This is a genomic window from Vulcanisaeta sp. JCM 16161 (genome assembly GCF_001316285.1).
The window spans coordinates 51,100-65,305 of record NZ_BBDO01000007.1; the positions used below are offsets into that span (position 1 = coordinate 51,100).

At 49.7% G+C, this 14,206-nt stretch carries 23 protein-coding genes and 1 pseudogene; 14 read left to right on the plus strand and 10 right to left on the minus strand.

The annotated features are described in order from the left end of the window. Window positions 1-10: 10 nt before the first annotated feature. The 10 genes from JCM16161_RS09945 to JCM16161_RS17970 form a co-directional block, all read right to left on the minus strand. A complete protein-coding gene (locus tag JCM16161_RS09945; RefSeq protein ID WP_054855745.1) occupies window positions 11-271 on the minus strand; it encodes a hypothetical protein in 261 nt (86 codons plus the stop codon). A 99-nt stretch (window positions 272-370) separates the two neighbouring features. Next, entirely contained in the window at window positions 371-580 is a 210-nt protein-coding gene (locus tag JCM16161_RS17940) for a hypothetical protein (protein ID WP_243671322.1), read from the minus strand. A 100-nt stretch (window positions 581-680) separates the two neighbouring features. After that, entirely contained in the window at window positions 681-983 is a 303-nt protein-coding gene (locus JCM16161_RS17945) for a hypothetical protein (protein ID WP_243671323.1), read from the minus strand. Then, window positions 971-1,486 (minus strand): DUF1616 domain-containing protein, encoded by a 516-nt coding sequence (locus JCM16161_RS09955; protein ID WP_243671324.1) that lies wholly within the window; start codon window positions 1,484-1,486, stop codon window positions 971-973. Before JCM16161_RS09955 ends, JCM16161_RS17945 begins: the two co-directional genes overlap by 13 nt. A gap of 63 nt (window positions 1,487-1,549) precedes the next feature. Next, on the minus strand, window positions 1,550-2,014 hold the full coding sequence (locus JCM16161_RS17950) for a DUF1616 domain-containing protein (protein WP_243671325.1): 465 nt from the start codon (window positions 2,012-2,014) through the stop codon (window positions 1,550-1,552). After that, window positions 1,987-2,451 carry a hypothetical protein gene (locus JCM16161_RS17955; RefSeq protein WP_243671326.1) on the minus strand — a complete coding sequence of 155 codons (465 nt, stop codon included), beginning with the start codon at window positions 2,449-2,451 and terminating at the stop codon, window positions 1,987-1,989. Before JCM16161_RS17955 ends, JCM16161_RS17950 begins: the two co-directional genes overlap by 28 nt. After that, window positions 2,448-2,822: a hypothetical protein gene (locus JCM16161_RS09965; protein WP_054855747.1), complete on the minus strand. Its 375-nt coding sequence runs from the start codon at window positions 2,820-2,822 to the stop codon at window positions 2,448-2,450. The genes JCM16161_RS17955 and JCM16161_RS09965 overlap by 4 nt, the downstream gene beginning before the upstream one ends. A gap of 33 nt (window positions 2,823-2,855) precedes the next feature. Then, window positions 2,856-3,212 (minus strand): hypothetical protein, encoded by a 357-nt coding sequence (locus JCM16161_RS17960; protein ID WP_243671327.1) that lies wholly within the window; start codon window positions 3,210-3,212, stop codon window positions 2,856-2,858. Window positions 3,213-3,288: 76 nt separating this feature from the next. Next, complete coding sequence (locus JCM16161_RS17965; RefSeq protein ID WP_243671328.1) at window positions 3,289-4,074, minus strand: hypothetical protein; 786 nt, start codon at window positions 4,072-4,074, stop codon at window positions 3,289-3,291. Then, window positions 4,059-4,331 carry an oligosaccharide flippase family protein gene (locus JCM16161_RS17970; protein ID WP_243671329.1) on the minus strand — a complete coding sequence of 91 codons (273 nt, stop codon included), beginning with the start codon at window positions 4,329-4,331 and terminating at the stop codon, window positions 4,059-4,061. The genes JCM16161_RS17965 and JCM16161_RS17970 overlap by 16 nt, the downstream gene beginning before the upstream one ends. Window positions 4,332-4,433: 102 nt before the next feature. Here JCM16161_RS17970 and JCM16161_RS09975 point away from each other — a divergent pair, with 102 nt between their 5' ends. From JCM16161_RS09975 to JCM16161_RS10030, 14 genes and pseudogenes are all read left to right on the plus strand, one after another. Beyond that, window positions 4,434-4,814, plus strand: coding sequence for a hypothetical protein (locus tag JCM16161_RS09975; protein WP_054855748.1), 381 nt, complete (start codon window positions 4,434-4,436; stop codon window positions 4,812-4,814). Window positions 4,815-4,897: 83 nt separating this feature from the next. Continuing rightward, the gene (locus tag JCM16161_RS09980) at window positions 4,898-5,098 is read left to right on the plus strand and encodes a hypothetical protein (protein WP_054855749.1); all 201 of its coding nucleotides are present in this window, start codon (window positions 4,898-4,900) and stop codon (window positions 5,096-5,098) included. Beyond that, window positions 5,080-5,226: a hypothetical protein gene (locus JCM16161_RS17975; protein WP_243671330.1), complete on the plus strand. Its 147-nt coding sequence runs from the start codon at window positions 5,080-5,082 to the stop codon at window positions 5,224-5,226. The genes JCM16161_RS09980 and JCM16161_RS17975 overlap by 19 nt, the downstream gene beginning before the upstream one ends. Window positions 5,227-5,228: 2 nt before the next feature. Next, on the plus strand, window positions 5,229-5,483 hold the full coding sequence (locus JCM16161_RS09985; RefSeq protein ID WP_243671395.1) for a thermopsin: 255 nt from the start codon (window positions 5,229-5,231) through the stop codon (window positions 5,481-5,483). A gap of 26 nt (window positions 5,484-5,509) precedes the next feature. After that, the gene (locus JCM16161_RS09990) at window positions 5,510-6,742 is read left to right on the plus strand and encodes a hypothetical protein (RefSeq protein ID WP_243671331.1); all 1,233 of its coding nucleotides are present in this window, start codon (window positions 5,510-5,512) and stop codon (window positions 6,740-6,742) included. 49 nt (window positions 6,743-6,791) lie between these two features. Further along, entirely contained in the window at window positions 6,792-8,417 is a 1,626-nt protein-coding gene (locus tag JCM16161_RS09995) for a hypothetical protein (RefSeq protein ID WP_054855752.1), read from the plus strand. Further along, window positions 8,414-8,578, plus strand: a complete 165-nt coding sequence (locus JCM16161_RS17980; RefSeq protein WP_243671332.1) for a hypothetical protein — start codon at window positions 8,414-8,416, stop codon at window positions 8,576-8,578. The genes JCM16161_RS09995 and JCM16161_RS17980 overlap by 4 nt, the downstream gene beginning before the upstream one ends. 80 nt (window positions 8,579-8,658) lie before the next feature. Further along, entirely contained in the window at window positions 8,659-8,910 is a 252-nt protein-coding gene (locus tag JCM16161_RS10000) for a hypothetical protein (protein ID WP_054855753.1), read from the plus strand. A 106-nt stretch (window positions 8,911-9,016) separates the two neighbouring features. Next, window positions 9,017-9,397, plus strand: a complete 381-nt coding sequence (locus tag JCM16161_RS10005; RefSeq protein WP_243671333.1) for a hypothetical protein — start codon at window positions 9,017-9,019, stop codon at window positions 9,395-9,397. A gap of 49 nt (window positions 9,398-9,446) precedes the next feature. Next, on the plus strand, window positions 9,447-10,454 hold the full coding sequence (locus tag JCM16161_RS10010) for an ATP-binding protein (protein ID WP_054855754.1): 1,008 nt from the start codon (window positions 9,447-9,449) through the stop codon (window positions 10,452-10,454). After that, window positions 10,451-11,455 (plus strand): annotated as a pseudogene (locus JCM16161_RS10015) (ATP-binding protein). Before JCM16161_RS10010 ends, JCM16161_RS10015 begins: the two are co-directional and overlap by 4 nt. Next, window positions 11,452-12,546 (plus strand): ATP-binding protein, encoded by a 1,095-nt coding sequence (locus JCM16161_RS10020; protein WP_243671334.1) that lies wholly within the window; start codon window positions 11,452-11,454, stop codon window positions 12,544-12,546. Before JCM16161_RS10015 ends, JCM16161_RS10020 begins: the two are co-directional and overlap by 4 nt. A gap of 37 nt (window positions 12,547-12,583) precedes the next feature. Beyond that, the gene (locus JCM16161_RS10025; protein ID WP_054855755.1) at window positions 12,584-13,798 is read left to right on the plus strand and encodes an ATP-binding protein; all 1,215 of its coding nucleotides are present in this window, start codon (window positions 12,584-12,586) and stop codon (window positions 13,796-13,798) included. Beyond that, window positions 13,776-14,162 carry a hypothetical protein gene (locus JCM16161_RS10030; protein ID WP_054855756.1) on the plus strand — a complete coding sequence of 129 codons (387 nt, stop codon included), beginning with the start codon at window positions 13,776-13,778 and terminating at the stop codon, window positions 14,160-14,162. The genes JCM16161_RS10025 and JCM16161_RS10030 overlap by 23 nt, the downstream gene beginning before the upstream one ends. The last annotated feature ends 44 nt before the right edge of the window (window positions 14,163-14,206 follow it).

Below are 14,206 nucleotides of genomic sequence, written 5' to 3' on the forward strand. Positions count from 1 at the left end.
TACACCACCCTCATATCAATGTCACGCCAAGTATTTGGAGTATCCTCATTACCGCGAAGTATAGGAATACGGCCACCAGCACTACCGTAATTGCGTTGGCCACCCTACGTGTGCCAGGTGGTAGTGGGTGGGCCGTTATCACCGTCACTAGGTAAATAAGCGTTACCAGCGATATGTAGATGGCGAAGTCATTAACACCTAGGTAGGCCAGGAACGCTATGACTGCCGCATATAGTATTAACTGCGTCGCCAATAACCGCTTAAGGACCACGTCCAACCACCCTAAGCCTAACAACCACATCCCTACCCCTAACCTCCTCAGACTCAATCATGACCGGCGAATTAAGGGATTCAGCAGTCACTGCAGCGACTAGGGAGGCCGTTGGTGAGCTAGGACGGCCCTAACCAACTCATTACCATACAACTCACCAACCCTTGGGTCCCTAACCACGACCGTAATGCCGCCTTCATCAAATGTCGTTGTCACCCCGCGAGCCACGGTTAGGTGGTTAACTAAGCAGTTGGTTAGGCTGGTGGCCGCATCGCCACTTATCGCACCAACGCCCAGGCACCTACTCACTGCCATTGAACCTGGCGTATAGAGCAGTAGCCGGTCTCACCCTCCTTACCATACCTAATGGCGAAGCCTCTCGGCAACCTAATGCTTGGTGGTTCAGGCCTTACAAGCGGTACCAGGGCCATGGGCGTCCTAGCTCGGTGGCTGAACTGGGTAGGTAAATGGCCCTACTCGCCGTGCCTATACTCTCAAGTAACGCATCAATGTTTAGCCAACCAGACCTGGCAAGCTCCAACTGAGTCCTCTCCAGGGATCCCTCGCTCCACGCCGCCAATAGGCCCATTATTATCACGGCTATCCCAAGCACTAGGACTGGGGTTGAATTCAGGATTAGGTAGCCAATGGCTGATAGGCCGGCCCCAAATATTATGAGTGAGATCCCTAGGTCGCTGTTCATCCCTGGCACCTCTCCTCACCTGCCTCGAAAATCCTAGCCTTCCTAACCAGGGCAATCGTGAGTAGGGCTATGGTAACGGCATTTGTGGAGACCACAATGGGTATGAATCTGATGCCCCACGGCGTGTAGTTAAGGACCAGGCCAATTAATGGCACAATGGCCAGGCTGAGGCCGATGGATAGGGCGAGCCTCTCCAGTGGGCTCAACTCGTCACCCCTTGGGTATAGGGCCTCAACAAGTGCGTAGCCGGGCATGAATAGGAGCATCAATGCGCCGAGGCCGTACCTAAGGTAGATCAGTGGCCCACTGCTTATTAGGGTTACCACGAGTATTGACGTAGCAATGAGGGATAGGGAGACCCAGTACCAAAGGCCCTCGATACTGAAGGTGTATGCCACGGGATTACGGGGGACTCCCTCGAGCTCAAGCTCGCCCCTCTTCCACATCATCATAACCTCATAGGCAACGACACTCCTCGGGACACCAAGCCTATTGGCAACCTCATTAACCAACTCACTAACGCTGGCGCATTGATTGGTGCTTAGGGCATTCCTAACGGCATTCCTAATGCCTGGCTATCCACTGGGCATCACCTGGGTAACGTTGACCCACAGCTGTACGTAATTACCGGTGTAGACGAGGGTGAGGTTGTTTGGGTCGTACATCCACAACTCGCCAATGATCCTATAGGTACCCGTCGAGTTAATACTAAGCGTTAGTGGTTCAACCCAGGACTCATTATTCATGAGGACCCTCTGAAAAATCATCACAGGCGTTTGGTTGAGCGGTGGTTGAACCACGGTGTTGTTTGTTACGAATACCTTAACCACGAACCACGTGGGGACGCCCATGTGGTTATACACGTATATGTACAGGTTTATTGGCTGTCCCGTGATAACCGTGCTTGGGTAATTACCGAGCTTTCCCGTGGGCCCGAGAAGCCCGATCGCGGAGAAGGACTGGGTATAGCCGCTGACCATGGATTGCGCCGTTAGGAACACGACCAGGATGATTACGAGGGATAGGGCCACCGCAGCCACCTCCTCATTGAAGATGAAGTCCTAGACCTGCCAGGACCGCCACCCCTAACCCTATTACTGCCCCTGACCCTCAGCCATACCGAGCCTATCAACTCACGCCTCTTAACGTAAAGAACGGCTATTAAGGCTACTACCACGGCTATAGTAATGACCTTAAAAACAATACCTACCATGTACCAAAACCTGGCACTTGGTATTAGTGATTGGGCCTTCGAGACCAGGTTGCTCAGTATTATGGATGCGTTGCTCACCTGCCCTGAATCCTCGAGGCTTATTGCGTTATTTAATTCATTAACCAGTGGCGTGGTGTTGACGCCCAACCTGCTTAATTCGACAATATATTGGTACGCCGCTAATGCGCCTAATTGCTGGGCATGCGTGGCAATCCCCAGCACCACGATTAATACTACTAATAGCAGTAGCGGCCGATAATTCACCCGAGCAACCACCTATACTGCATAGGCCTATTTAGCCACTGCAACCCGGCAATCACCGGATCCCTAAACCTGCCAAGCTTAATTCCTACGACGTACGCCACAAAGGATAATTTCCTAATCGTGATATCGACCAATACGTCAATAATGACGTCTATGAGCATACTGGTTAGGGTCGTTGATCTAATGATGAAGCCAGCCCTTAAATACGCTATCGCGGCGTTAATTAACGCCCTCCTGAGTGGGTTGACCCTCCACCAGGAGCCGGACCTAAGGGCTAGGGCCCTTACGTGGGTTAGGATGGGCAGGTTAATGCCTCTCACGTACTTCATGAGGAAATTCCTAACCATGTTAATCACACTACGATCAATCATTTAACGCTATAAACCAGGTAGCAAAATAAAGTTTTACTCACCAACCTGGGTGAAGGGCATGAGCATAGGCCTTGCGAAATCAGGTAATTGATCAATCACGGATCTCGGTATTGGCTTCAGGAGGTAGGTCACAATTAACGAAACTAGGAAAATACCCAGTTGATAAAGGGGCCAGGAATTAATGATTAATAGGTAGGACAGGGATCCCGCAATGGTGAGGAATAGGTACGTAATTGCATTAATTACGATATCGTAAATCGAGGACTCCCTATTCATGAGTAGGTAAATCACCATAGGTATTAATGAACCCAGGTACGACGCAATTACGACGGAGTAGAGACCCAAGCCCTTATTAATTATTAGTAATGCTAATGCCGAGGCAACATTCACGCGATGCCTACGGACGAAACCTCAAGGGCGAGCCAACCCCTACCCGAAACCCAATAATACGTTGAGTATATCGAGTTTACAGACCCGAGTATTGCCGTACCAAACAGCGCAACGCCATAGGGTATTGCCTCGGCGTAGTTGCCATGTACGATGCCCAACAACGGCAATAAGGCGCAGCCAATATGGCCCCAACCGCCAGTATTCCGCTCACGGATATTGCGGCCACGGCATAGTCATGGATTAGGCGATGCCCATTCACGGCGCCAGACCCCAGTGCGTGGGCCACCCTACTCCCGAACACGTTTGTCACTGCGCCGCCCAGCGCAGTGATGGCTCCCAGGATGTAGCCTGCCAGGCCGTATAGGGCGACATATGTCGTACCCATGAACGAGTAAACGATGTACGTAATCACGTAGCCACCGATAGAGCCCAGGTAACCAAGTAACCAATTCTGAATCCCAAGGCTTAGGTAGTTCCTGAAGCCCCTCCTAATAAGTGCAATGCCCCTACTCGGGCTAACCAGGTGCCTCACTATGGCTAGGTAGTAGATTAGTGCGGCTAATTGGCCCGTTGCCATGCCTATCAATATGGCGTAGACGCTCTTGAGGAGTATCAGTAGGGCTATCTCGACGCTTCTAAAGGTCATGTTACCCACTATACCGCCTATCCCCTGGGAGGCAAGCCTACCCGTCATCCATAGGTAGGCCGATAATGCGCCGTTGATGCCGGCCGTGATTACGTAGATGGCGTAGATAAAGACGAGGCCCACGTACTCACTGGGTATCTTACTAACTAGGTAGAGTGGTATTGCGATTATTAGGGCTGCGGAGTAGAGTGTTGACACGGTTAGGGAAATGGCCAATAGGCTGCGTAGTGATCATCAATGCTTAAGCCCCTTGAATGCATCATGGCGCCTTCCCTAGCTATCGCGGCATCAATACCGAGTGTTGGGAAGAATAGGCCTATCATGCCCATCATGGCCATTAAAGTGTTGTAGTAGCCATATTGGGCCAGCGGTATGAGCCTCGTCAGTAATATCACGTAGACTAGGGCGAACACGTAGGTGGTCGCCGTGTATAGGTATCCAAATACCACGCCACCGACCGGCGATTCACCCATGAACAAGGCATTAACTAACCTGGGATAAATATAACGATTACCAGTAATACCCCTGATTCTAACTAAAGGCCCTATAAGGAATACCGTATTACCATGTCACGGATGAGGTATGTAGTGGTGATGCTTATCCTAATCGCAGTCACGTTAATGCCTATCACGGCGCATGCGCAGTTGGTGGTCGTTAAGCCCCCAATTAATGGAGCCTGTTGGGGTTTGTGGAACGTGACGATACTTCCAGGCCAGTACTTAGTGATCCACGTGTTAAGTAATAATTATAGCCTATACGTATTCACCCCAACCCAGTACAGCGATTGGGTCTCCGGTGGCGGGGCCTTTGCCGTTTACGCTCAGTACGTGGTTGACGGTGAAGCTTACGTGGTCCCATTACCGCCAGGTCAGTACTCGGTGGTCCTATACCCAACGCCATGTGGTGTGGGGGTTAATGCCGTGATTAGGGTGGTTGATTGGCCAGGGTTGGTATAACGGCCTTAGGCCCATAACCACTAATGAGTTGTTGGCCTACGTAAACCTAACGGAGTACCAACGACACCCCAATCAGTATTGCGGTGGGTTCCCTAGTGGTGGGTGGTGGCTACTACGGAAGTGCGGAGTACTGGGTTGAGGGTGTACTCAGTATTGAGGGTGGTAATGCCCTGTTATTAACCCGTGTAATCAACGTCACGGGGCAGAGACCCCAGGTGGTTAGTGCCAGGTCATTGACTCTGGGGCGTGTGAAGCTCCATGCGCCATGTACCTGGCAATTATGACAAATGCGACGGGCGGGATTGCCGAGGCCTGGGTTGGTTACGCGGTCCTGGAGAACGGCACCCAATTAGGCGAACCAGTGATTAACTGGGTCTATACGGAAGCCTGGGCCCCGCCACCAAGGCCGTGATAATGATGAACCCATACTTAGCCACACCCAGTGGTTATTCCTACGACTCGGAACTAATCATCAGTAATGGGTTGGGCAATGAACAACCACTCAGTGCCGAGGTGGCGTTACTCTATTGGGACGGTGAGTCCTTCATGCCCGTGGTGAATACGTACAACTTCGCCCTAAACACGAACCTAACATCGACATACCTAAGCACAACAACGTGCAATGGACTACCCTGCGTGGTGACTGGCGAGCCCAACTATGGCGGGTAGGCATTGCTAATGCGTCGAGCGTGCCAATGACGTATGTTGAGTGGGAGGTGCCGAATGGATCCTTGGTTAGTAGGTACATAGTTAGTCCAGTGAATATTACCTACCCACACGTACTAAGTTCGGCACCTGGCACGGTAATGAGGCTCGTGGGAATTACAGTAATCAGCGATGGAGGCGGCGAGTTCCTAAACACGACCAGCGTCGTGATTAGTCCGTCTGGTAGGCCCCAGGTAATAGTGGTGAAACCCAACTACTCAGCGTATTACCTAGTCTCCGTAAGGAGCCTTGGTTGGGTGACGATTAATGGAACAAGGACTAATAACTACACTAATTGGCTTATCAACGGCTCCGTGCTCATAATAAGGGCGGAACCAAACTACCTCGGTAATGGAACTAGGCTTGTGCCCATTAATGGTAGTGAGGTCTCCATAATTATTGAGAGGCCCATGAACCTAACCATTGATTGGGTTAGGCAATACCTGGTCTCCATAGCCAGTAATTACCCGGTCATGGTCAATGGGTCCCTAACCACTAATTACGTTGGTTGGATTAATGAGTGCGATTACTTGGTCGTAAATGCAAGCATTTATTACGAAAGCGGTGGGGTGAGGTACGTACCCATTAATGGAACTGGCGCCTTCAGGATTTGCACTCCCATGAACATCACGGTGGGTTGGGAGACGCAGTATCTAATAACTGTCGTGAGCCCCATACCCATTGAGGTGAATGGCGCTATGGCGAGCGACTACGTTGGTTGGTTCGCCAATGGTTCGAGGATAAGCATCTTAGTTCCTAAGTACTATTACCCCGGTAATGGGACTAGGTTCGTACTTTGGTCTCCGGTTAACGGCACGGTAACCGTGAGGGGGCCAATGCTCATTAAAATAACGTACTCGCCTCAGTACTTAGTCATTATAACGAGTCCCCTGCCCATAATCATCAACGGGACCAGAGCCATGAACTACACGGCCTGGGCGTACCCAAGCACAATCATTAAGCTGTCAATCCCTAAGTACCAAGTACTGCCTAACCTGACCCTAATGATTGCCACGTCAATATACGTGAACAATCATGAGTACCCACTGCGGGGTAGCGTGTTATTGATCATAAATTCACCGACCTCGGTAGTGGTGGAGTACGGAAGAAGCTACATGACGTACCTAGCCTTGGCATTAATAACACTCCTCGCCCTAGTAATAATCATGAAGTTCAGAGGCAGTGCTAATGATCACCACGGAGATGAAGCGGTTACTCTGTGATTTATTAGTAACTGAAAGAATTAAATACAGGGCTTTAAGAAAAGTATTAATGGATTTGGTCAGGGTAGTCGCGGCGCTAGCGGCAATAATAATCGTACTAACCTACGTAGTTATCAATGACGTACCAGCGCACATGGGCGACTACGTAAACCAACCATATGAGATAGTACATAAGGCTCTTGAGGAATTGGGAAGCAGCGTTGTTATACCCAACATAGGCATCAACGGTGGGGACCTTACCAGGGCCTTAAAGGTAATGGGTAGCCTAAGCAATGCATTAAGCATAGGCATACCTAATCCACCCATAGGTACAGCCGGTGGGCTGGTATTCATGGTACCCGCGCAACGGGCGGTCGTGAGCATTCCATTGGGCATCAACGTTCAGTCCTACAACAAAGACTCCGTAACGCTTAGGCTCATTAATTACGGCAACTGCACGTTAGTTATAAGCAACGTGACTGGGAATTACGTGGTATTGAGTTCGCGGGTAGTGATACCACCGATGGGTATCGGCTACGTCGTACTAACTGTGACAAACCCAACAGCCCTCTATCAATCCTACATGGAGGGTAATGAGGTGCTGACCATGGACTTAACGGCCTGTGGAGTAAGCACTACCGTGATGTATACCCTGGGTTCACAGGGCAATGTCTCAATACCAATACCCAGCGTGGGTAGTGGCATCATGAGTATTGGGGTTAGGAATAATTACCCGTTTGAGGTCGTTATTTACAACATAACTGGCGAGTATATAAGGCTGGTGAAACCGGTTGATGTGAGGCCTGGCGGTGTAGCGTCTGCGGAGTTCTACGTATCTAACTATACCGGCTTCTATGAGTTGTGGTCGGGCAATAGGGAGGTCATTAATGCGACCATGAGGTTAGGCAATGCATTAGTGAGTGGCGAGTTCCTGATTGGTAGGGGCATAAACATTACGCCAATAAGCGTTGGTGGTTCCGTGGAGGTTAACGTGACGAACAACCTAGGCACTGAGGTGATGATGTACAGCATGCAGGGGCCGTATATAGAACTTGCGGCACCGAAGCCTATACCGCTAGGTATCTCCGTAATCACGGTAAACGTGAGTAATTACTACGGTCTCTACAGGAGTATTGAGTTGGGTAATGAGGACATTGTGATGACCCTGGGCATACACGGCGTGAACATCACGGTAACGGCAACCCTGGGGGGTGCGGTGGGTATTAGGCCGAGGAATGCCGTGTTAAGCGTGGCCGTCGAGAACCCACTCAATTACACGTTATTCATAAATAATATAACGGGGCCCAACCTCCACCTACTAAATAGTGTCGCGATACTGCCTGAAGGCAGGGCATTGGTGAGACTATTGATAACTAACGTGACCAGCATTGTTAATGAGACGATAACCCTGGACCTAACGTTAATGGGTGTTAACCTGACCGAGGTATTCATGGTCACCTCATTGGGTATTGAGCCCGTGATCATGGAGGTCCCAATTAGGAACCCGCTTAATGTATCCATGGTGATTATGAACGTAACCAATGAGTACTTACACCTAACAACCCCAGTGTTTTTGGCGCCCCACGGCGTAGGTGTTCTCAGGATTAGGATTATCAACATTCATGGGTTGAGTGGTTACGTCAATGTAACTGCTGAGGTTGGTAACACGGTGATTAGGCTAAGGGTGAGGTTATGAGGTACCCGATAGCCCTGGCCCAGACCATACTCAGCCTGGTAGTTGTTGCTATACCACTTTATTGGTGGACATACAGCTTCGGCGGCTTGCTCATTATTGATTCATCGCCGTTCCAATTCACGGCAAGGCTACTGGCACGACCCTGGGAATATCATACTTAGTATCGGCGATACTTGAGGCGTATAGGGCCTATTTAATCATAGTCCTGGGTAGGAACACATATTTAATTCTCAGGGGAATTATGGTGAGGAGCCACGCCCTATTAACAGCATCGTTGTCGTACCTCGCCTACCCACTGGTTATTTATTACGTGGCGAATTACGTTATAGCGATCCAACACATACCGACCAACTACCCATTGATACTCATGGGCAGTGGGCTTATGAGTATTAATTACGGTGAGGTCAGTATGACGATGACCATTACGATAATGCCACACCCAATATATTGGTTTGCCCTGGCCGTGGGCTCATGGCGATACCGGCATACCTAGAGGCCAGGTGGCGCGGTCAATCCATTTCTAAGGGCAATGTTTAAAAGCGATGCCATATAATACATGGTGTAATGCTTATTCCGCCCGAGGAGGCCCCTGCCTGGTGATGGAGTTTCTCGAGAGGAGTATTAAGGTAGTTAGCCTGCAATTGATTATTTCCGTGAGGAGGAGAGCCATTAGGCTCGGTGTTTGGTGGAGGGTTAACCCACTGCGCAGGGGCCTCCTTGAGGCGTCCATCCAATACCTAAGGCGGGGGCTTAGGTTTAGGTCGCCCAGGGCCTTGGAAATGCTCAGGGAGGCAGTAATAGAGGTCCTAACGCTGGTGCTTATGAGGAGTGTTAGGTTTATGGCGTTCATAATTGGTTCTAGGATTGCCAGGGCTTTGGGCAGGGTGGTTAGGGCAGTCGAATTAATAGCCATTGGCATACAGTGGCTAAACACACCACCTGAATATAGGACTAGGCATGCACTGGAGATGCAAAGTTAATAATGCCAATGGTGGTTTTAGGTCGCCATTAACCGGCTAGGGAATAGGGATGAAGAGGATTAGGTTGGGTTTCGCAAACTTACAGGTGGAGTTCGTGGATAGGGAATCGGCATTGAGGCTCACCGAGGAATGGGCGAGGAGGGGTACTGGTCTTCCAAAGGTGGTTTATGGCCCTGAGGGTTGTGGTAAGACGGCGTGGCTACTTCAATCGGTGGAGCTCCTTAAGGATTACGGCTTCGAGGTTATTTACGTGAATCCACTAAATAAAGTGGCTATTGCGGAAATCGGTATTACAAGCTTAAGGGAGGAGTTCACCAAGCTTGTTAGGGGAGCCATTAGCCAAAACGCCCTGGGTAGGCTAACATGGCTAGCCTTCGACATGGCCAAGGAATTAATCAGGGCGACGAGGGGTAGGGTGGCCATACTGGCTGATGACGTATTCCAGGTAATCGGCGTTAAGGAGTCGGCAATGTACGTTAAGGCTTTGTTGAACCTAATCGAGTACCCGCCCGAGAGGTATGAGAGGATAGTCACCATAGCGGCCACGAGCGAGGGGATGAGCTTACACGAGATTGGTAGGCATTCATGGTCCGACACAGCACCAATGTGGAACATGGGTAGGGAGGGGTTTGAGCAATTATACGAGCAAATACCCGGTAACAAGCCCGACTTCGACCATGCTTGGAGGCTAACGGGTGGAAACCCAAGAACGCTAGAGAGGCTTTATGAGAGGGATTGGAACACGGATGAAGCCATTAACAGCCTCATTAAGGAGAAAGGGCTCTCGCACGCCTTCATTAGGAGGTGGCGCGACCACCTTAAGGAAGCCATTAATGACCCTGATTACCTATGGTTCAATGCGCCCGAGGAATTGATTAATGAGCTCGTTGAGAGAAACCTCATAGTATACTTCTTACTCGAGAGGAGGCAGGGCCTTTGGATTGACCAACCACCGCCAGAGAGGGACTTGGAACTTGGTATTGGACGCTATGTGGCTTGGCAGAGTCCATTACACAGAGAAGCCGTGAAGATGGCGTTAGAGAGTGTTAGACCGTGAGAAGGATCAAACTAAACTTCGCGGATAAGGAAATAGAGTTCGTCGATAGGGATTCTGCGCTTAGGCGTGTTGAGGATTGGGCCGAGAGGGGGACGTATCCTGTTCAGGTGGTTTACGGCCCTGAGGGATGTGGGAAAACTGCATGGCTTAGGCAATCAGCCGAGCTCCTCAAGGAGTTGGGCTTCGACGTCATTTACATAAACCCCGTTGAGAGGGAATTCCTAGCTGAAGTCGGCGTCGAGGACTTGAGGAGGAGGCTCATTGATATTCTCCGTGAGGCTACAGACAATGCATGGATTAAGGCGGTATGGGCGGTCATTGACTTGGCGAGGGAATTAATTAAGGTTGGCAGGGGGAGAATTGCCGTGTTGGTGGACGACGTTTTTCAAGTGATTGGCTAGATAGGGCGGCTATGTATGTCAAGGGTATGCTCGGCCTAATAGAGCACCCACCGGCTGAGTATGAGAGGGTGGTAGCAGTCGCCGCAACGAGCGAGGGATTGAGTAGGTGGGAGATTGGTCGCCATAGGTGGCTGATTTACTGGCAATGTGGAACATGTCGAGGGAGGGCTTTAGGCAACTGTATGATCAAGTACCTGGTGGTAAGCCATCGTTTGAGGAGGCCTTTAGATTAACGGGTGGAAACCCATCATTACTAGCTAGGCTATACAGGGAGTCCTGGGACACGAACCTAGTCGCGAGGAAACTCGTTGAGGAGAAGAGGGTCACGCCGGGATTCGTGGCTAAATGGAGGAACTACCTTAAGGATATAATTGATGACCCAGACGCACTATGGCGCCCTGACGTACCCGAGGAATTAATCAATGAATTAACCAGGAGAAACCTAATACTTTACTTCATGCCGGACCGCGATGCAAGGCTGTGGATTGATGAACCACCGCCGGAGAAGGATCCGGAATTGGGGATTGTAGGTACGTGGCTTGGCAAACACCGCTACATAGGGAGGCTGTCAGGATTGTTCTTGAGGGTGCCGGGAAGTGAGGAGGGTTATACTCGACTTCGCCAACACTAAAGTCGAGTTCGCCGATAGAGAGCTCGCAATTAAGCAGGTCGAGGAGTGGGCTGATAAGGGCACGTACCCAGTCCAGGTTATCTATGGGCCTGAGGGCTGTGGTAAGACTGCCTGGTTGCTTCAGTCTGTTGAGTTGCTTAAGGAGCTTGGCTTCGAGGTTATTTACGTTAACCCAATTAATAAGTTCACCATAGCTGAGTTCGGCATTGAGGGTTTAAGGAATAGGTTCCTAAAGCTCGTTGAGGAGGCGATTAGTCAGAATGTATTGGCTAGGATTGCGTGGATAGCCTATGATACAGCCTATGAATTGGTTAAGGTGACGAGGGGCAGGGTTGCGATCATTGTTGATGATGCATTCCAGGTGATTGGCGTTAAGGAGTCGGCAATGTACGTTAAGGCGCTGCTAAATTTGATAGAGTATCCACCTGAGCATTACGAGAGGATAATTACGATTGCTGCAACCAGTGAAGGATCCTCGAGGTTCGAGGTTGGTAAGCATAGGTGGGCTAACACGCTGGCCATGTGGAACCTGGGTAAGGAGGGATTCAAGCAATTATACGAGCAAGTGCCAGGCAGTAAGCCTAGCCTTGACGAGGCCTGGAAATTAACGGGTGGAAACCCAGGAATTCTAGAGGAGCTTTACAGGGCGAATTGGGATGTTGATAAGGTCATTGATAGGCTTATTGAGGGGAAGAGGCTTATGGCGTTCATAACCTCACTCAACCCCAGCGAGAGGGAGCTCATAATGAGGGCCCTAGACGACCCAGACATATTGATGAGTGGAAAAGGGATACCGCTACTCAACAGGCTAATCGAATTAAACCTAGCCCTAGACATACCCAGTAGGAAGCCATACCTATGGGTTGATGAGCCACCGCCAGAGAGGGACTTGGAACTTGGTATTGGACGCTATGTGGCTTGGCAGAGTCCATTACACAGAGAAGCCGTGAAGAGGGCGTTAGAGGCACCTAGCAGTAGGTTAATGGCCATGGTTACGGCGCCTATTGATTGCGAATTGACGTGGGATTTTAAGCACCATAGACGTGGTGGAAAGGTTTGATTAAACCCTTTAGAAAGCCATCAATAATTGGCGGTGTATGAGGAGACTCACTATTAGGAATATTGGTCCAATTAGTAAGGCCGATATTGAGATAACGCCCTGGGTTATCATAGTCGGTGGTAACGCCTCGGGGAAAACCATAATATCAACAATTCACTACCTAACCCTCTTCCAATCAGCACCGTCAATGCCCTGGAGAATTAACCTAGGCACCATTAGAGCGGGGGTGCAGGAGACCTCAATAAGTGTTAAGGAATTGATAGAAGAAAACCGTGAATTATTCAAGCAATTATTAACCAATGAGATAAGGAGATTATTCAATGCGGAGCCACATGGGCTGGTTAAGATCGGTGAGGATGAGGGTAGGATAGAGGTAATTACTGACTCGTTGGTGTTAAGCGTCATTATTGATAGGCGGGGTAATGCCGTGGGGTTTGACGTGAATGGTGATAGGAAGTTGAGCGTAATCATAGAATACGCAAAGAGCAACTACACACAATGCATCTCAAGTGGAGTTGTTGAGGATGGCCAGTACAGGGTCTCAGTCATGGGTAGCAACACCGACTGCGCGGCGCACATAATAGGGTCTTACGTACTGAGCCGGGCATTTGGCGATACATGGTCCCCAGCCGCCTTCCTAGCCACTGAGAGGATCGCCATCTTAGCCCTGCACCCAGGCATTATGAGGCTAATCCTAACTCCAGAACCAGTGACCATAAGCAAACCATTACCATTATTAATGGACTTCCTAAGGTGGATTGCGCCCGGTGAGTATAGGGAGGAATTGAGTGGGTTGACAATAACATACCAACCAAGCGCAATAACGATTAGATCTGGTGGAGGTAACATACCGCCATCGCTGGTCTCGACCGGGATATACCAAGCATTCGCAATAGAGGCTGTGGCGAGGAACCCCATCGTGAGGACGATGATTATTGAAGAGCCGGAAATAAACCTACACGCAGACGCCGAAATAAGGATGGTGAGGTACCTAGCCAGTATAAGGGATAAGAACATGTTCGTAACAACGCACAGCGAGTGGATGGTGATGGGCATAGCCCATGAATTAAATAGGCAGGGGAGGCTAAAGGATCTAAGGATCTACGAGATTAGGAATGGCAATGTCGTTGAAGTACCCATTGGGAAGAATGGCGAGGTGGAGGCCCTAGAAACAATAACGCCGGTCCGGGAAGAATACCTAAGGGAAATTATTGAGGAGGTGCTCAGTAATGAGCAAGGTAATAACCATTAATGGAAACATCGCATGCATTAAATACGACTTAGTATGTGGCAAGGGCGTAGACGCACTATGCACGGACTACACAAAGGCACCAACAAGCGATAATATATACCTAGTCGAGATTAAGGGCAAGAACCTAACCAATGCGATAGAGAATATCGAGAAGACCCTGAAGAGAGATCCCAACACAGGCTGTGGGCTTGTATTAAAACCCCGAGAAGTATTCATAGTGTATGACGGGAACACACCCAAGAGTCAGCAGTATGAGTCGTTAAAGATCCAATTAATGGTTAAGTACAAACTCGTTATAAGTGAAATACCATTTAATGAAGCCAATAAACACCCAATACCAAGCACAGCATTAACGCTAGGCTGAGAAACCTAAAGTAAAACCATGAAGCCCTCGAAAGACCATTACTG